The sequence below is a fragment of the Arthrobacter sp. AFG7.2 genome (assembly GCF_002892835.1).
In the GTDB taxonomy this organism is placed as follows: domain Bacteria; phylum Actinomycetota; class Actinomycetes; order Actinomycetales; family Micrococcaceae; genus Arthrobacter.
Map to the genome: position 1 here is coordinate 562704 of NZ_PJMB01000002.1, position 16159 is coordinate 578862.

Here is a 16159-nt window from a genome sequence, read left to right on the forward strand (position 1 = left end):
CGGGCGCGTCACCACCGGAGCGGCATGACCCGCCGCATCTCCGAAATCCTAGCATCGGCCGGTGGCCGGGAGGTGAAACGGTAGGCTGGTCCGGTGCCTATATCTAACGAACGAATCGTCTGGATCGACTGCGAAATGACTGGTCTGGACATCAAGAATGATGCCCTGATCGAGGTGGCGGCCCTGGTCACGGACTCGGAACTGAACATCCTCGGCGACGGCGTCGATGTGGTCATCAAACCGGAGGACGCTGCGGTGGCCCAAATGAACGACTTCGTCCGGGACATGCACACGAAATCCGGGCTCCTGAAGGAACTGCCGCACGGCAAAACAATGGCCGAGGCCGAAGCTGCCGTGATGGAGTACATCTCCAAGTGGGTACCGGACCCGCGGAAGGCTCCTCTGGGCGGCAACTCGGTGGGAACCGACCGGGTCTTCCTGTCCCGGGACATGCCAGCAGTGGTGGAGCACCTGCACTACAGGGTGATCGATGTCAGCACCATCAAGGAGCTCTCCCGCCGCTGGTTCGCCCGCGCGTACTTCCAGTCACCGGCGAAAAAGGGCGGCCACCGCGCTTTGGGCGACATCAAGGACTCCATCGACGAACTCCGCTACTACCGGGAGGCCGTCTTCGTGCCGGCGCCCGGGCCGGACAGCGCTACAGCCCAGCGGATTGCCCGGCGCATCATGTCCGCTGGAGATGCAGGAACAGGGGAAAAGTAATCTGCGCCACCTTTGGCTGAATTTTCCGCCGAAAACCCCCAAAGTGGACAAAGCACCCCTGTAGAGCAGGTAAGCTATATGAGTTGCCTTTCAAGAGGGCCGGTTCGCCGGTCATCCTGCAGGCACATGGTGGGCTTAGCTCAGTTGGCAGAGCGCCTGGTTGTGGTCCAGGAGGTCGCGGGTTCAACCCCCGTAGCTCACCCTCACGGGACGGTATGTGCAGCCGTCCAAGAAGGAGGCCGCACCGGATATCCGGTGCGGCCTCCTTCTTTTTGCATTGTTGCCGCACATGTTCTCTTTGCACGAAACACCGCCGAAGGACCACCTGAAGATGACTGTTCTGCCAATAACCATCTGGGGAGAGCCCGTACTGCACCGCCGGGCTTCCGAGGTGGAAGTGTTCGACGACGGGCTGCGCACCCTGATAGCGGACATGTTCGAAACAAACGACGCCGCCAACGGCGTTGGCCTCGCGGCTCCCCAGATCGGGGTGGGCAAGCGGATCTTCATTTACAAGTACGCCAATGACGACGGCGCTCCCCCTGCAGGTGTGGTGGTCAATCCTGTCCTCACTCTGTCGAAGATTTCCGGTGCCGTTCCGGATCCTGACGAGGAAGAAGAAGGCTGCCTGTCCTTTCCCAGCGGGCAGTACCCTTTGAAACGCGCCGAATGGGCCCGTGTTGAAGGGTTCGACGGTTTCGGGGAACCGGTCAGGTTCGAGGCCACCGGGTGGTTCGCCCGGGTCATCCAGCATGAATATGACCATCTGGACGGCAAGCTGTACGTCAACCGGCTGATGGACCGGTATAAACGCAAGGCCATGAAGCTCGCCAAGAAAAACGGCTGGGGCGTTCCAGGACTGACCTGGATGCCCGGCGTGGATCCGGACCCCTTCGGTCACTAGCCGCACGCTGCTGGCGGGACAGCGCCGGCGCACTATGGCCGGTCCCGCAGCATACGCCTAGCCGGCCGCCACGGTTTCCTGGCCCGGGCAGGAAGCCAGCACACGTTTCATGGCGTCCCTTTCCGCTTCCGTTACCCAGAGGCCGTAAGCAGCTTTGACGGATATCTGGCGTGCCACATAGTGGCAGCGGAAGGATGTGTTCTTCGGCAGCCAGGTGGCAGCGTCGCCTGCGCCTTTTTCCTGGTTTGCTGGGCCGTCAGCGGCAATGAGGTTGAGAGGGTCATTGGCAAGGCTCTGCCGCTGCCTCGCGGTCAGCCCCTGGGCGCCCTTCTGCCACGCATCCCCCAGTGCCACCACGTGGTCAACCTGTACGGCGCGGCTGCTCTCGGAGCCCCGCCGGAAGTCGACGAACCGGGCGGTGTAGGGCTCGTGGAACCGGCCGGCCGCGATGCGGCACACCGACCCTTCCATGAACACAACCTCGGCCAGATCCCGCCGAAGGATGTCGTTGCGGGTATCGCACCCGTTCCGGTCCACGTCCTGCCACGCCTGGCCAAAAGCTTCCCGCTGGTAGTTGTCCTTACCGGCCCGGCCCTTGACGGCGAGCCCCTCCAGGGCAGTGAGGGCGGAACCCGGCGGCACCCGGTGCACTGGGACCACAGGCTTCATCCACGCCGGATCGAAAACCGGCGCCACAACCGGCCCCGCAACGGCAGGCTCAGCGGCCTCGAACTGGCCGGCGGTAAAGAACCAGGCGAGGCCCGCCACCGCGGAGACAGCCGCCAGAAACAGGATGCCCCAGGCCTGCCGGGAACGGCGCCGGGCCCGCCGGTATGCGGACCAGTTCACGGTCATGGGGTTCCGGCACTTCGAGTGGCAGCCTGCACCAGACGAGCCTAGGACGTGCCTGCCTCACCCTTGGCGTTTTCCACAGTGTGGAGGGCAAGTGAGGGTCCGGCAGGAACGCGTTATTGTTCCCGCATCACCCTTCGTAAGTCTTCCTCGGCCAGGGCCAGCAACCCTTCGAGCTGGCGCACGCGGTCTTCTCCAACGTCACCGGTTTTGTAGCCGGCACGCGCGCCCTCCAGAAGCCTGATCGCCTCCTTGTGGTTGGCTTTGGCGACGTCAAGGGCGTGCTCAAGGGTGGTTTCGTGCTGCAGGGTCGAGTCGTTTTCCATGCCACCAGTGTGATCCCGTTTCCCGGCTGATTCCAGCATCATCAGCCGGGAAATCGGGAGACCAGGGTGGCGGGCCTAAACGGCGATCGCGGCCAGGGCGGCGGCGGTTTCCTTTGCAGGGAACGACGGCGGGTTCACGCCTGCCATTTCCTCCATGACGCGGACCACCTGGCAGCTGTAACCGAACTCGTTGTCGTACCAGACGTAGAGCACCAGGTTCTTGTCGTTTGAGATCGTGGCGAGGCCGTCAACGATGCCCGCACGGCGGGAACCGACGAAGTCGGTGGAAACCACCTCGGGTGAGTCGATGTAATCGATCTGCTTGCGCAGGTCCGAGTGGAGGGACATCTCCCGCAGGTAGTTGTTCACCTCGTCCTTGGTGGTGCCCTCTTCGAGGCTCAGGTTCAGGATAGCCAGGGAAACATCAGGGGTGGGGACGCGGATGGAACTGCCGGTGAGCTTGCCCAGCAGTTCGGGGAGGGCCTTGGCCACGGCCTTGGCGGCGCCGGTCTCCGTGATCACCATGTTCAAGGCTGCCGAGCGGCCGCGGCGGTCGCCCTTGTGGAAGTTGTCGATCAGGTTCTGGTCATTGGTGAAGGAGTGCACGGTCTCCACGTGTCCATGCACGACGCCGAACTTGTCGTTGATTGCCTTCAGCACCGGCGTGATGGCATTGGTGGTGCAGGACGCGGCTGAGACGATCTGGTCCGTGTCCTCGATGGTGCCGTGGTTGATGCCGTGCACGATGTTCTTCAGGTTGCCCTTGCCCGGGGCAGTCAGGAGCACGCGGGCAACACCCTTGCTCTGCAGGTGCTGGGACAGCCCTTCCGCGTCACGCCAGCGCCCGGTGTTGTCCACAACGAGTGCGTTGTGGATTCCGTAGGCGGTGTAGTCGATGGTGGCGGGGTTGTCCGAGTAGATGACCTGCACCTGGACGCCGTTGGCCGTAATGGTGTTGGCCTCCTCGTCAATCCGGATGGTTCCTTCAAAGGATCCGTGGACGGAGTCGCGGCGCAGGAGGCTGGCGCGTTTGGAAAGGTCGTTGTCCGAGCCTTTGCGCACCACGATGGCGCGCAGCCGGAGGCCGTGGCCGCCGCCGGCCTTTTCGATCAGGAGGCGGGCAAGGAGCCGGCCGATCCGGCCAAAACCATAGAGCACGACGTCGGTGCTGGTGCGGTCATCGCCGCCGCGCTTGCCCACGACGTCGGCCAGTTCCGCACGGAGGAATTCCTCCAGGGTTGCGCCGTTGCCCTCTTCCTTGAACTTCTGGTTCAGCCGGGCGATGTCGATCGCTGCCGCGCCGAGCTCCAGCGTGGCGAGGGTGTTCAGCAGCGGCGCGGTTTCCTCCAGCAGCAGCTCGTCCTTGCTCATGCGGCGCGCAAAGCGGTGCGCCTTGAGAATGTTCATGGTGGACTTGTTGATCAAACTCCGGCCATAAACGCTGGTGACCACGTTGTTTTCGCGGTACAGCCGGCCGATCACCGGAATCATGGCCTCGGCCAGGGCCTCACGGCCCATCCACGTATCAAGACAAGAATCTGACGTATGGCTCACAGAAATACCTTCCTCGGTTCAGCCGCGCACGTCCTCGTACACGGTTGTCGGCCACCACATGTTGTGCAGGGGCACCCGCGCCTGCAGGGGTCGGCCCCCAGGCGCCTGGATCACATGCAAAGAAAAACCGCCGGCTGCGAACGCAAACTCCGGCGGGAGAACTCCTGCGTCCTGTTCCATTCTAAGTTGGCTGGCGTCTGTAAGGCGGCCCGATGCAAGTGAAATCACTCACAGCAGGGGCCGGTGCCGCGAAGCATCAGTTGTGCACCGCAGAGTAAAGATTGAGGCTGGACGAAAAAACCACCCAGGAAAGATACGGCAGCATCAGCAGGCCGGCTGCGGGGCTTACCGGGCCGAACCGCAGAATCAGGAAGGCAACGGAGCCGGCCAGTCCCGAGATGACGAGGAAGGCCGCCCACAGCGACGCGGCACCGAACGCCGGGAAGAGCCCAAAGAAGGCCAGCGGCCACGCGGCATTGAGCACGAGTTGGACGAGGTAGCCGGCGAGGGTGCCGCCCGTAAGGGCCCCTTTGCGCCACACCAGCCAGGCTGCAACCGCCACACTGGCGTACAGCAGCATCCACATGCTCCGGAACATCCACCCCGGTGGCATCCAGGGGGCCTTCACGGACTCCGCGAACCAGCCGCTGGAGTGCAGGATAATGGGGATGGATGCAACGGCCCAGGCTGCCAGGGAGAGCGCAAAGAACCCCGCCAGGGCAACGGCCTGCCGCCTGCGCCCGATCTCCTGCGGAGCGGGGGCGCCGGAGTTGAAACTCGGGTCATTATCAGCGGCCACGGTTCAGCATCCCCAACACATCGTCCAAGGTCAAACCAGTATGTGGATGGGTTGACCGATACGCCGGGTTCTGTGCTCCCGCTCCGTTACCGGCACGGGAGTAGCGGCCATCCATCTACGAACGCCGTTGCCGGCGCCCTCCAGCGGCCTACCCGGACACTTGGGCGGGCAGCCCTCAAACGTGTCCTGTCTGGCCTTGCTCCGGGTGGGGTTTACCTAGCCTTCCCGGTCACCCGGGAAGCTGGTGGTCTCTTACACCACCGTTTCACCCTTACCTGGTTCGTGCCGCTTTCAAACCGGCGCGACCCAGGCGGTCTGTTTTCTGTGGCACTGGCCTGCGGGTTACCCCGAGTGGGCGTTACCCACCACCCTGCCCTGTGGAGCCCGGACGTTCCTCGAGCCACTTGCGTGGCGCGCGGCCGCCTGGTCAACCCATCCACCCCCAGTCTAGCGGCGCCAACGGCTTTCCCTCCGCCGGTAGGATCGGACGGTGCTGATTCTGCTTCCCCCGTCCGAAGGCAAGACGCCCGCAGCCACCGGATCCGCCGTCCACTGGCCTTCCCTGAGCTTCCCCGAACTGAACTCATACCGGGTTAAGGTCCTGGACGCGCTGGGTACGGTGAGCGCGCACGAGGACGCGCTTGCGTTGCTGGGGGTGGGGGCGTCGTTGAAGGACGACGTCGACCGCAACACACGGCTCCATGCCGAACCGGCGGCTCCGGCCCACCAGATCTATTCCGGAGTGCTGTACGACGCCCTGGGCTACAGCACCCTCAGCGCAACGCAGCGCCGCAAGGCTGACGAGTCCGTGCTGGTGATTTCCGCGCTGTGGGGTGCCGTCCGGTTCGGCGACAGCGTGCCCGCCTACCGGCTGTCGATGGGGACCGCCCTGCACGACGTCGGCCGCCTCGCCTCATTCTGGAAGCCGCACCTGACCGGCGTGCTCGCGCCGGCCATTGAGGGGCGGCTTCTGGTGGACTGCAGGTCAAGCACTTACGCAGCGGCGTGGGCGCCGCCCCCGGCACAGACCGTCGCGGTCAACGTTTTCACTGAGGTGGGCGGGGTGCGGAAAGTGGTGAGCCACTTCGCAAAGCACACCCGCGGCGAACTGGCCCGGCACCTGCTGTCACGGCGCGGTAATGCTCCTGCGACGCCGTCGGCCCTTCTGAAGGCAGCCCGCGAAACCTGGAACGCAGAATTGGTGGAAGGCACCAACCGCAAGCCCCACGCACTGAACATCATCCTGCCCGGCTGAGAACCGGCCTCAGGCCCACTCTTCGGAGCGGACCAGAATGGCGCCGGAATCCGGGCAGAAGACGATGTCGTCCACGGCGGCGGCTTTGATTTCGGCAAGGTCTCCCGGGCTCAACTTCATGCCGGACGCCTCGGACGTGCCGTGGAACAGCCTGGCCGCGCCCACTCCACGCCTGGCCAGTGTTTTTTCGTAGACGGCAAGCATGCCGGCGTCGAGGCCGGCGGCAAATTCGGCGCGCCGTGCACGGAGGCCGGCGGCTTCCGCCTCCACCTCGGCCAGTTCCGCATCCAGCTCGGCTTTGATGGTGCCGAAGGATCCCTGGATGTCGTCCACAATCCCCTGCTGCTGAGCCTGCGTTGCCCGCAGGGAGTCAAGCCGCTCCATCACCTCGAGTTCGATGTCCTCCAGGTCCGAGCGCCGTTTATTGAGCGACGCGATGTCCTTCTGGAGGGCCACCAGGTCCTTGGACAACCCCGTGCCGCTGTTCAGCCGTGCCTCATCCCGCTGGATGCGCGCCGCCACCTGCTCCACATCCGCCTCCGCGCGCTTCAGCTCGCCCTCGGCGTCGTGGACGGCAACCTTGGCGGCACCCAGCTCACCGGTGGCAACGGACAGGGCTGCCCGGAGGTCCTTGATGCGAGGGTCGTTTTCCAGCGAGCGGCGGCGGTTGGCGAGTGACTTCAGCTTGGCGTCCAGCCCCTGCAGTTCGAGTAACTTCAACTGTTCCGCCGGTGCTGCCTTCGCCACATTTACCTCCGCTTGAATCCTGTCCGGCCGCGGCCGGGCACCTGAACGGCGCTTCCTAGACTCTAGCGCCTGCTTAGCCCGGAGTCAGGATGAAGTCCCACGGATCGCTGTTGGTGGTACTGACCTGGATTTCGATGTCGTGGCCCTGGTCCGACAGGACGTTGCCGAGGGCCGCTGCAGCTGCGGGCAGCCACAGCCACTCGCTGGCAAAGTGCGATACATCCACCAAGTACGGCCGGCCGTTCAGCGCCGCCTCCCGTGCTTCAGACGCGGGATGGTGGCGGAGGTCGGCAGTGACATAGACATCGGCGTTGCTGGCCCTGACCTCATCGAACAGCGAGTCCCCCGCGCCGCCGCACACGGCAATGCGCCGCACCAGCCCGTCCTTGTCGCCGGACACCCGCACTCCCCCTGCCACCGACGGCAGGATGCCGAACACACGGGCTGCAAAATCCCCCAGCGTCATGGCATCGGCCAGGTCACCCACCCGCCCGATGCCCTCTTCCGGGAGTCCATTTGCTGCCATGGTGAGCGGTGCAACGTCCTGCAGTCCCAGGGCGTCGGCCAGCACATCGGACACGCCCCCGACGGCGGAATCCCCGTTGGTGTGGACGGTCAGCAGGGCGGTCCCTGACTCGATCAACCTGTGAACCGCCCGGCCTTTTGGAGTGGTGGCAGCGACGGTCGTGACCCCCTTCATCAGCAACGGATGGTGCGTGATCAGGAGCTGGGCGCCCCACTTCACGGCTTCGTCGATGACTTCCAGGGTGGGGTCCACGGCAAACATGACCTTGGTGACAGGAGCCGACGGGTGGCCGGCCACCAGCCCCACCTCGTCCCAGCTCTCGGCCAGGGATTCAGGCCACAGTTCCTCCACGGCCAGCAGCAGCTCACCCAGGGTAGCGGCCTGCTGAGGCGTATCCTCACTGGACGGGACGATGCCTTCGCGGTTCCCGCCGTCCTGATTGACGCCGTCGATATTGTCCGGGCCGGTAACGTCGGTGTCCTCAGGTTCCATAGTCTTAGTTTTACCCCATTGCGCGGTCCCCGCCCGCACGTCAACGAGCGCTGTATTGGACAGCGGGGAATCATCCGGGGCCGCCAACCATTGAAGAGGTCATGAAAACTTTTGTATTAGGCGGAGGCTGCTTCTGGTGCCTCGACGCCGTCTACCAGAAGACCAGGGGCGTCACTTCAGTGGTGTCCGGCTACACCGGAGGCCACGATCCGAATCCGGACTATTACTCAGTGTGCAACGGCACTACCGGGCACGCCGAGGTGGTGGCCGTGACGTTCGACGAGGAGATCATCCCGGCAGAGGTCATCCTGGACATGTTTTTCGCCCTGCACGATCCCACGACGCTGAACCGCCAGGGTTATGACGTGGGCACCCAGTACCGGTCGTCGATGTTTTACGAAACCACTGAAGAGAAGATTCTCTTCGAGGAAGCAATCGACCGGAACCAGGCGTTGTGGGCCAACCCCATCGTCACCGAAGTGGTCCGCCTCCCCCGGTTCCATGTGGCAGAGGAATTCCACCAGGACTACTACGCAAAGCATCCCGAGCAGGGGTACTGCCAGGTGATCATCAACCCCAAACTCGCCAAGGCCCGGAAATATTACTCTGCATGGCTTAACGCTTAGCCACCGTTACGCGGCCTCGTTAGGCTGACCTCAGTATTCACCCCTCAAAGATAGGCGTATGTACATGGCACGGATCTATGACGATGTAACCCAGCTGGTCGGCGGTACCCCGCTGGTCAAGCTCAACCGGCTCAGCGAGGGGCTGGATGCCACCGTTGCCGTGAAGCTTGAGTTCTACAACCCGGCCAACAGCGTCAAAGACCGTATCGGCGTCGCCATCGTGGACGCTGCAGAAAAGTCGGGCGCCCTGAAGCCCGGCGGAACCATTGTTGAAGGCACCTCCGGCAACACCGGTATCGCGCTGGCCATGGTGGGCGCGGCCCGCGGCTACAAGGTCATCCTGACGATGCCGGAGACCATGTCCACCGAGCGCCGCGTCATGCTGCGCGCCTTTGGCGCCGAGATCGTGCTGACCCCCGGTTCCGAGGGCATGCGCGGCGCCGTGGAAAAGGCCCAGGAAATCGTGGCCAACACCGAGAACTCCATCTGGGCGCAGCAGTTTGCCAACGAGGCCAACCCTGAGATCCACCGCAACACCACCGCGGAGGAAATCTGGGCCGACACCGACGGCGCAGTGGACATCTTTGTTGCAGGCGTGGGCACCGGCGGAACCGTCACCGGCGTCGGCCAGGTCCTGAAAGAGCGGAAGCCCGGCGTCCAGATCGTTGCGATCGAACCGAAAGACTCGGCGATCCTGAACGGCGGCGCACCCGGCCCGCACAAGATCCAGGGCATCGGCGCCAACTTCGTGCCGGAAATCCTGGATACCAATGTCTATGACGAAGTGCTGGATGCCACCCTGGAGGATTCCGTCAGGGTCGCCCGCGAACTCGGCGTCAAGGAAGGCATCCTGGGCGGTATCTCCTCCGGCGCCATCGTCTGGGGCGCCCTTGAACTGGCGAAGCGCCCGGAGAACGCCGGCAAGCTGATCGTCGCAATTGTCTGTGACTTCGGTGAGCGTTACATCTCCACGGTGCTCTATGACGACATCCGCGGCTGATCAGGCCGCCGTTCGCCCGTTTCCTGTAGAAAGAACTTTGTGGGCTTTTTCGCAAGACTAAAAGAAGATCTCGATGCCGCCCGGTCACACGACCCGGCGGCTCGGGGTTCTTTCGAAAACTTTTTCGCTTACTCCGGTCTGCACGCCATTTGGATCCACCGTCTGACGCACCGCCTGTGGCAGAACCCCGCCCTGCGCTTTCCGGCCCGGCTGCTCTCGCAGTTCGGCAGGTTCGTGACCGGTATCGAGATTCATCCCGGCGCAACCGTCGGCCGCCGGTTCTTTATTGACCACGGCATGGGCGTCGTGATTGGGGAAACCGCGGAGATCGGCGAGGACGTGATGATCTATCACGGCGTAACTCTGGGGGGACGCTCGCTCGCCAGGATAAAACGCCACCCCACGATCGGCGACCGGGTCACCATTGGTGCCGGCGCCAAGATTCTGGGCCCGATCATCATTGGCCACGACAGTGCCGTGGGCGCCAACGCGGTGGTGGTGAAGGACGCGCCGCCGGAATCGATCGTCACTGGCGTTCCTGCCAGGTGGCGCCACCGGGACGCTCAGCGGGAAACCAAGCCCGCCGTGGACCCGGCCGAGTACGAAATCGAATACCACCTCTGAGACTAGCTGACGGCGCGGGGGCCATTCCTTAAGCACTGAAACCACAAGGCGGGCAGTTCCCGGATCACCGGAAACTGCCCGCCTTTTGTGTCCCTGAAGCGGAACCCTTAGTGGGTGTCTACCGCTTCAATTTCGGACTTGTCCTCGCCCCAGAGGGTGTGGAAGGTGCCTTCAGCGTCGACTCGGCCGTAGGTGTGGGCACCGAACAGGTCGCGCTGGCCCTGGATGAGGGCGGCAGCCACGCGCTTGCGGCGCAGGCCGTCGTAGTAGGCCAGCGAGGAGGAGAAGACGGGAACCGGGATCCCCAGCTGGACGGCGGTGGCCACCACGCGGCGCCAGGCGGGAAGGGCCCCGGCGATGGCTTCGGTGAAGGCCGGTGCGAAAAGCAGGTTGGCAGGCTTCTCTTCAGCAGCGTAGGCCTTGGTGATGTCCTTGAGCAGTTCGGCCCGGATGATGCAGCCGGCGCGCCACAGCGAGGCGATCTCGTCGAGCTTCAGGTCCCAGTTGTATTCCTTGGCCGCGGAGGTGAGCATGTCCAGGCCCTGGGCGTAGGAGACCAGCTTGGAGGCGTAGAGCGCCTGGCGGACGTCCTCAACGAAGGTTTCGGGGATTTCGACGTCGGCCTCGTTGCCGGCCAGCAGCTCCTGGCCGAGCCTGCGCTGCTCCGCCTGGGAGGAGAGGGCACGTGCGAAGACGGATTCGGCGATGCCGCTGACCGGGGAACCCAGTTCCAGTGCGGAAATGACGGTCCAGCGGCCGGTGCCCTTCTGGCCTGCGGCATCTACCACCACGTCCACGAAAGGCTTGCCGGTCTTGGCGTCCACATGGCCCAGGACCTCGGCGGAGATCTCGATCAGGAAGGAGGACAGCTCGCCCTGGTTCCATTCGGTGAAAATCTTGGCCTGCTCTGCGGGTTCAATGCCGGCACCGGAGCGGAGCAGGTCGAAGGCTTCACCGATGACCTGCATGTCGGCGTATTCGATGCCGTTGTGGACCATCTTGACGAAGTGGCCGGCGCCGTCGGTGCCCACCCAGGCGCAGCACGGTTCGCCGTCGACCTTTGCGGAGATCTTTTCCAGCAGCGGGCCAAGTGCCTTGTAGGACTCCTTGGAACCGCCAGGCATGATGGAGGGCCCGTTGAGGGCGCCCTCCTCGCCGCCGGAAACGCCGACGCCGACGAAGTGCAGGTCCTTCTTGGCAAGGGCGGCTTCCCGCCGGCGGGTGTCTTCGTAGTGGGAGTTGCCGGCGTCGATGATGATGTCGCCCGCTTCCAGGAGGGGTTCAAGCTGCTCGATCACGGAGTCAACCGGCTTGCCGGCCTTCACCATGATCAGGACCCGGCGGGGCTTCTCGAGGGAATCCACCAACTCCTGCAGGGTCTCGGTCCGGATGAAGTCACCGTCCGAGCCATGCTTGGCCAGCAGGGCGTCGGTCTTCTCGACCGAACGGTTATGGAGGGCGACAGTGAAGCCGTTCCTGGCCAGGTTGCGGGCAAGGTTGGCGCCCATTACCGCGAGGCCGGTGACACCGATGTGTGCAGACATCAAAACTCCAGTTCATATGTTCGACGGATGTGCAGGAGCTCCACGTTCCGTGAAGCACGCTGCAGACCAAGGGTCTTAATAAAGCATATATATTCCTGAGGTCACAGGAAAGTAACGCCCACGTAATGGAACCGATTGCGTCACCGGCAGTCAAGGGCCTCTGCTTCCCGGCGCACCTGCCCGCACTAGGCTTAGCTGCATGACCAGCAGCCTGCACCACCGTGCCATCGAGAACCTGGGCGCGCGTATTATCTCGGGGGAGCTTCCTGCCGGCCACATCATGCTCGCCGAAAAGCTTGAGGATGAGCTCAAGGTTTCGCGATCCGTGATCCGTGAGGCCGTTCGCGTGCTGCAGTCCCTGGGGCTGGTGGAAACAACCAAGCGGGTGGGAATCCGGGTGCTGCCCTCCAGCCGCTGGAACCCTTTCGACCCGCAGGTCATCAGGTGGCGGCTGGCCGGAGACGCACGCGGCGCGCAGCTTCGCTCCCTCGCCGAGCTGCGGTCCGCCGTGGAACCTGCTGCTGCCGAACTCGCCGCCCAAAACGCCCCCGCTCCCCTGCGGCTGGAACTTGTGGACGTTGCCCACGCAATGCGCGACGCCGGGCACAAGGGGGACGTGCCCCGCTTTCTTGAGCTGGACATCCAGTTCCATTCACTGCTCCTGTCCGGCTCCGGCAATGAGATGTTCGCGAACCTCATGGGGCAGGTGGCGGAGACGCTCACTGGCCGTACGGTGCACGGCCTGATGCCGGACCACCCGCACGAGGCCGCCCTCCAGTGGCACGTGGACGTGGCTGAGGCAATCGCCAGGGGCGACGCAGTCTCCGCCCGTGAAGCTTCAGACAGGATCATGAGGCGGACCATGTCACAGATGTCGGACACCTGGACTGAGCAGCCCCGCGTTTTCATCCCGGTGGACCGCTGACAACCATGAGCGGCCAGCAGCACCCGAAAAGTCCGGCAACCACATCACCGGCACCAGTGCGGCGGCAGTCACAGTTCCCACCCGGCTTTTTGTTTCGGGAAGTTCACTGTATATTCATCTCAGACCCTCCACCGCGGCATCCCCCAATAGTCGCGGTGGAGGGTTTTCCACTGCCCGCGGGCTTTTGATCCAGCCGCACCGCACCCCTACGCAGCGTCTGCAACAGCTTCCCGCAGCCTCCAGCCACCACCCAGCCCATCCCTCTCCAGGAGCATGGTGGTCAGCGCTGAACTGCCATTCCTCCCCAGCCTGACCTGAAGCTGCAGGACCTCGACATCCACCCTGCTGAGCCCACGAGGCATACGGCGGCGCGTCTCCCACCAGTTGACCCGCTCAAACCACCTCACTGGCTCCGCACCAACGGCCCATTCCCTGCCATTGCTCAGCACCGCCGTCGGCATACCGTCCCGGCCCGTCCGTATAATCACGTGTTCCATCCCTGCAAGCTATGGCAGGGGGCAGACAATCAGGGCGGTGGCTCATCAGGCAGCCAGGCACTGGGCAAAGAAAAACCCCGCAGTCCCTGCCTGGCGGCGGAAACTGCGGGGTTTTGTTTGTGGGTCCTACCGGGATCGAACCGATGACATCCACGGTGTAAACGTGGCGCTCTACCAGCTGAGCTAAAGACCCATAGTGGCAACCGGACACTGCTGCGCCCTGACCAACGAACATAGACTCTACCCGAAGTTGGGCACTAAAGGCGAATCGGCGGACAATCTGTTGGCACCACCCTAAAGCGGCGGCAGCTCAGCCGCGAGCCAGCTCAGCGATTCGCTGACGCCCGCTTCAAGTTTGACGGTTGCCTTGTCATCACCGCGGGTCGTTCCCCTGTTAATAATGACCACGGGTTTGCCGTCCCTGGCCGCGTGCCTCACAAACCGCAGGCCGCTCATCACCGTCAGCGACGACCCGGCAACCACGAGGGCACCGGCGTCGTCAACCATCCGGTATGACGTTTCAACCCTGTCTTTGGGCACATTTTCTCCGAAGTACACGAAGTCCGGCTTCAGGGTCCCGCCGCAGGCTGGGCACACAGCAACAACGAAGCTGCTGATCAGGGCCTGGTCCTCCACAGTTGAATCAGCATCAGGCGCCATCTCCACCAGGGCCGCCTCTTCCGCACGGTCCAAAAACCCGGGATTCAGCTCCTCCAGCATTCCGGCCAGGAGCCGGCGCGAGTAGGTCCGCCGGCAGTCCAGGCACACCACCCGGTCATACCGGCCGTGGAGGTCTACCACGTTGATACTGCCGGCCATCTGATGGAGCCGGTCCACGTTCTGCGTGATGAGGCCGGTGAGATGCCCGCGGCGTTCCAGCTCTGCAGCTGCATGGTGCCCTTGGTTTGGATCAGCGTGGCGGAGGTGCGACCAGCCGATGTGGTTCCTCGCCCAATAACGCTGGCGGTTCGCAGCCGCCTTGACGAATTCCTGATAGGTCATCGGTGTTCGCGGAGGGGATCCCGGTCCCCGGTAGTCGGGAATGCCTGAATCCGTGCTTAGCCCTGCTCCGGTGAGGAGTGCGAAACGGTCTCCTGCCAGCAGGTCCCTGATCCGGACCAGAACCTCACGTTCATCTGCCGAAGGCCGTGCAGGTGGAACGGGCGGCATGCTGGCAAAGCCCGTCAGGCCCACACCGTGCCGCGGCTCTCCCATAACCCGTCAGGCCTTAACCAACCGGACCAGCGCCTTGCGGTATTCACTGAAGTCCCGGGCCTGGCCGCGCGGGTTCACCACCGAGTAGCGGATGGTTCCGCCGGCATCGATGATGAAGGTGCCCCGCTGAGCCATTCCGCTCGAGTGATCGAAGACGCCGTAAAGGCTTGCAGCAGCGCCATGCGGCCAGAAATCGGAGAGCAGGTCGAAGGTATAGCCTTCTTGGGCGGCGTAGGCCCGCAGGCTGAACTTGCTGTCAACGGAAACAGCCAAAACGGCTGCGTTCGCGTCTTCGAACAATGCCAGGTTGTCCCGGACTTCACAGAGCTCGCCGGTGCAGATGCCCGAGAACGCGAAGGGGTAGAACACCAGGACCACGGACTGGCCCCGGAACGTGGAAAGCCTGACGGGCTCGCCGTACTGGTTCACCAATTCAAAGTCTGGCGCCTGCCCGCCTACAGCAGGGACAGTCCCGGTGGCAGCGGCAAGCGCTGCCGTCATTTGTTCTTCCTGCTCACCAGCCGGGTTGCGCTCCAGTCCTTTGACACGCCCGCGGACGTCGTAACGTGCAGTCCGGCTGTCGGTGCAGCTTCCTGGATGTCCGCGGGTGAGACGTACCCACTCCTGCCGGACTTCGGAGTCAGGACCCAGACGACGCCATTTTCACTGAGGGTCGTCAGCGAATCCATCAGGCTGTCCACCAGGTCCCCGTCGCCGTCACGCCACCAGAAAACGACGGCGTCCGCTACTTCGTGGTCATCCTCATCCAGCAGCTCTGAACCGGTGAGGTCCTCAATATCGTCACGCAAGTCGAAATCGACGTCGTCGTCGTAACCGAACTCCTGAATCAGATCCCCGTTCTTGAAACCCAATTTTTCCGCCACATTTACCGAAGTGGCGGCGTCGGCCTCGCTCACGTGTACCTCCAATGCCTTTTATACGCAGTGCGCATAGTGATTTCCATTACTCCCAGCCAACACCCTTTGTGCCTGAGCTTCAAGCTGCCGCCCCTGTCATGCCGCATATTCTGCGTCACATCAGGTTCCGGCAGCCCACAGCGCAGCGGCTTTTCGTCACACAACCATTATGACGGCGAAATACAACAGAGCTGCCAAAGCCGCGGCTACGCATCGCGTTGGGGACAGAGTTAGAGTGGCAGGTGACAACTATGCCTGCGGGGCAAAAACCCTGTAACTCAATGCAGACGTAGGAATGCTAGGACCCTGCCCGGCTCACATGACCGGGCTGTTGTAACCGATACGTCGCACACGGCGTATGTACGCCGGGCGGTCACCCTGCCCGGCCTGAGTGCGCCACCAATGCGCGCAAAGAGAGGTTGGACGTGGCTGCAGGAGAAGATACCTCCCATATCCTCAGCGGGTTGACTAACCAGCTGCCTGATCGTGATCCGGAAGAGACTGCCGAGTGGGTCGAGTCCCTGGATTCGTTAATCAGGGAACAGGGCACTGAGCGTGCCCGATTCATCATGCGGAGCCTGCTGCAGCGTGCGGGCGCGCAGAGCGTCGGGGTGCCGATGGTGACCACTACCG

General features: G+C 63.5%; 19 protein-coding genes, 2 tRNA genes and 1 other RNA gene. 9 read left to right on the plus strand and 13 right to left on the minus strand.

Annotated elements, in window-relative coordinates; genetic code table 11:
- Nucleotides 1–93: 93 nt before the first annotated feature.
- The 3 genes from orn to def all read left to right on the plus strand — a co-directional run bounded on the left by orn (nucleotide 94) and on the right by def (nucleotide 1627).
- Complete coding sequence (gene orn, locus CXX84_RS06390) at nucleotides 94–723, plus strand: oligoribonuclease (protein WP_102975834.1); 630 nt, start codon at nucleotides 94–96, stop codon at nucleotides 721–723.
- 129 nt (nucleotides 724–852) lie between these two features.
- Nucleotides 853–925: transfer RNA gene (locus tag CXX84_RS06395), tRNA-His, on the plus strand.
- A gap of 129 nt (nucleotides 926–1054) precedes the next feature.
- The gene (gene def / locus CXX84_RS06400) at nucleotides 1055–1627 is read left to right on the plus strand and encodes a peptide deformylase (protein ID WP_102975899.1); all 573 of its coding nucleotides are present in this window, start codon (nucleotides 1055–1057) and stop codon (nucleotides 1625–1627) included.
- Between the two features lie 57 nt (nucleotides 1628–1684).
- Here the strand turns inward: def and CXX84_RS06405 are convergent, their stop codons facing one another.
- From CXX84_RS06405 to rnpB, 5 genes are all read right to left on the minus strand, one after another.
- Nucleotides 1685–2482, minus strand: a complete 798-nt coding sequence (locus CXX84_RS06405; protein ID WP_102975835.1) for an HNH endonuclease family protein — start codon at nucleotides 2480–2482, stop codon at nucleotides 1685–1687.
- A gap of 113 nt (nucleotides 2483–2595) precedes the next feature.
- A complete protein-coding gene (locus tag CXX84_RS06410) occupies nucleotides 2596–2805 on the minus strand; it encodes a hypothetical protein (RefSeq protein ID WP_102975836.1) in 210 nt (69 codons plus the stop codon).
- Between the two features lie 75 nt (nucleotides 2806–2880).
- A complete protein-coding gene (locus CXX84_RS06415) occupies nucleotides 2881–4359 on the minus strand; it encodes a glyceraldehyde-3-phosphate dehydrogenase (RefSeq protein ID WP_102975837.1) in 1479 nt (492 codons plus the stop codon).
- A gap of 256 nt (nucleotides 4360–4615) precedes the next feature.
- The gene (locus CXX84_RS06420) at nucleotides 4616–5158 is read right to left on the minus strand and encodes a TspO/MBR family protein (RefSeq protein ID WP_102975838.1); all 543 of its coding nucleotides are present in this window, start codon (nucleotides 5156–5158) and stop codon (nucleotides 4616–4618) included.
- A 43-nt stretch (nucleotides 5159–5201) separates the two neighbouring features.
- Nucleotides 5202–5593, minus strand: an RNA gene (gene rnpB, locus CXX84_RS06425) — RNase P RNA component class A.
- A 55-nt stretch (nucleotides 5594–5648) separates the two neighbouring features.
- On the opposite strand from rnpB, the gene CXX84_RS06430 reads away from it, so the two are divergent.
- Nucleotides 5649–6413: a YaaA family protein gene (locus CXX84_RS06430; protein WP_102975839.1), complete on the plus strand. Its 765-nt coding sequence runs from the start codon at nucleotides 5649–5651 to the stop codon at nucleotides 6411–6413.
- Between the two features lie 9 nt (nucleotides 6414–6422).
- Here the strand turns inward: CXX84_RS06430 and CXX84_RS06435 are convergent, their stop codons facing one another.
- Together CXX84_RS06435 and CXX84_RS06440 are read right to left on the minus strand one after the other, a co-directional pair.
- Nucleotides 6423–7160 (minus strand): zinc ribbon domain-containing protein, encoded by a 738-nt coding sequence (locus CXX84_RS06435; RefSeq protein WP_102975840.1) that lies wholly within the window; start codon nucleotides 7158–7160, stop codon nucleotides 6423–6425.
- 73 nt (nucleotides 7161–7233) lie between these two features.
- Nucleotides 7234–8178 carry a Nif3-like dinuclear metal center hexameric protein gene (locus CXX84_RS06440; protein ID WP_102975841.1) on the minus strand — a complete coding sequence of 315 codons (945 nt, stop codon included), beginning with the start codon at nucleotides 8176–8178 and terminating at the stop codon, nucleotides 7234–7236.
- A gap of 101 nt (nucleotides 8179–8279) precedes the next feature.
- Between CXX84_RS06440 and msrA the strand changes: the two genes are divergently transcribed.
- The 3 genes from msrA (at nucleotide 8280) to epsC (ending at nucleotide 10428) form a co-directional block, all read left to right on the plus strand.
- Nucleotides 8280–8804, plus strand: coding sequence for a peptide-methionine (S)-S-oxide reductase MsrA (msrA, locus tag CXX84_RS06445; protein ID WP_102975842.1), 525 nt, complete (start codon nucleotides 8280–8282; stop codon nucleotides 8802–8804).
- Nucleotides 8805–8868: 64 nt separating this feature from the next.
- The gene (gene cysK, locus CXX84_RS06450; protein WP_102975900.1) at nucleotides 8869–9804 is read left to right on the plus strand and encodes a cysteine synthase A; all 936 of its coding nucleotides are present in this window, start codon (nucleotides 8869–8871) and stop codon (nucleotides 9802–9804) included.
- Between the two features lie 39 nt (nucleotides 9805–9843).
- The gene (gene epsC, locus CXX84_RS06455) at nucleotides 9844–10428 is read left to right on the plus strand and encodes a serine O-acetyltransferase EpsC (RefSeq protein ID WP_102975843.1); all 585 of its coding nucleotides are present in this window, start codon (nucleotides 9844–9846) and stop codon (nucleotides 10426–10428) included.
- Between the two features lie 107 nt (nucleotides 10429–10535).
- Here the strand turns inward: epsC and gndA are convergent, their stop codons facing one another.
- Nucleotides 10536–11972, minus strand: coding sequence for an NADP-dependent phosphogluconate dehydrogenase (gene gndA, locus CXX84_RS06460; RefSeq protein ID WP_102975844.1), 1437 nt, complete (start codon nucleotides 11970–11972; stop codon nucleotides 10536–10538).
- A 199-nt stretch (nucleotides 11973–12171) separates the two neighbouring features.
- On the opposite strand from gndA, the gene CXX84_RS06465 reads away from it, so the two are divergent.
- On the plus strand, nucleotides 12172–12897 hold the full coding sequence (locus tag CXX84_RS06465; RefSeq protein WP_102975845.1) for a FadR/GntR family transcriptional regulator: 726 nt from the start codon (nucleotides 12172–12174) through the stop codon (nucleotides 12895–12897).
- Nucleotides 12898–13103: 206 nt separating this feature from the next.
- Here the strand turns inward: CXX84_RS06465 and CXX84_RS06470 are convergent, their stop codons facing one another.
- From CXX84_RS06470 to CXX84_RS06490, 5 genes are all read right to left on the minus strand, one after another.
- Entirely contained in the window at nucleotides 13104–13394 is a 291-nt protein-coding gene (locus tag CXX84_RS06470; RefSeq protein WP_102975846.1) for a hypothetical protein, read from the minus strand.
- A gap of 120 nt (nucleotides 13395–13514) precedes the next feature.
- Nucleotides 13515–13587: transfer RNA gene (locus tag CXX84_RS06475), tRNA-Val, on the minus strand.
- Nucleotides 13588–13688: 101 nt separating this feature from the next.
- Nucleotides 13689–14609: an NAD-dependent protein deacetylase gene (locus CXX84_RS06480; protein WP_102975847.1), complete on the minus strand. Its 921-nt coding sequence runs from the start codon at nucleotides 14607–14609 to the stop codon at nucleotides 13689–13691.
- A 6-nt stretch (nucleotides 14610–14615) separates the two neighbouring features.
- On the minus strand, nucleotides 14616–15110 hold the full coding sequence (locus tag CXX84_RS06485) for a peroxiredoxin (RefSeq protein ID WP_102975848.1): 495 nt from the start codon (nucleotides 15108–15110) through the stop codon (nucleotides 14616–14618).
- Nucleotides 15107–15526: a DUF3052 domain-containing protein gene (locus CXX84_RS06490; protein ID WP_102975849.1), complete on the minus strand. Its 420-nt coding sequence runs from the start codon at nucleotides 15524–15526 to the stop codon at nucleotides 15107–15109. Before CXX84_RS06490 ends, CXX84_RS06485 begins: the two co-directional genes overlap by 4 nt.
- Nucleotides 15527–15951: 425 nt before the next feature.
- Between CXX84_RS06490 and CXX84_RS19275 the strand changes: the two genes are divergently transcribed.
- Nucleotides 15952–16159: hypothetical protein (locus tag CXX84_RS19275; protein ID WP_146031842.1), on the plus strand; the 208-nt coding region annotated here is incomplete at its 3' end.

Bases quoted from the DNA above. Each gene is read 5' to 3' on its own strand.
- def (WP_102975899.1), top strand. From the start codon at position 1,055: ATGACTGTTCTGCCAATAACCATCTGGGGAGAGCCCGTACTGCACCGC.
- CXX84_RS06405 (WP_102975835.1), bottom strand. From the start codon at position 2,482: ATGACCGTGAACTGGTCCGCATACCGGCGGGCCCGGCGCCGTTCCCGG.
- CXX84_RS06410 (WP_102975836.1), bottom strand. From the start codon at position 2,805: ATGGAAAACGACTCGACCCTGCAGCACGAAACCACCCTTGAGCACGCC.
- CXX84_RS06440 (WP_102975841.1), bottom strand. From the start codon at position 8,178: ATGGAACCTGAGGACACCGACGTTACCGGCCCGGACAATATCGACGGC.
- msrA (WP_102975842.1), top strand. From the start codon at position 8,280: ATGAAAACTTTTGTATTAGGCGGAGGCTGCTTCTGGTGCCTCGACGCC.
- cysK (WP_102975900.1), top strand. From the start codon at position 8,869: ATGGCACGGATCTATGACGATGTAACCCAGCTGGTCGGCGGTACCCCG.
- gndA (WP_102975844.1), bottom strand. From the start codon at position 11,972: ATGTCTGCACACATCGGTGTCACCGGCCTCGCGGTAATGGGCGCCAAC.
- CXX84_RS06465 (WP_102975845.1), top strand. From the start codon at position 12,172: ATGACCAGCAGCCTGCACCACCGTGCCATCGAGAACCTGGGCGCGCGT.
- CXX84_RS06470 (WP_102975846.1), bottom strand. From the start codon at position 13,394: ATGGAACACGTGATTATACGGACGGGCCGGGACGGTATGCCGACGGCG.
- CXX84_RS06480 (WP_102975847.1), bottom strand. From the start codon at position 14,609: ATGGGAGAGCCGCGGCACGGTGTGGGCCTGACGGGCTTTGCCAGCATG.
- CXX84_RS06485 (WP_102975848.1), bottom strand. From the start codon at position 15,110: ATGACGGCAGCGCTTGCCGCTGCCACCGGGACTGTCCCTGCTGTAGGC.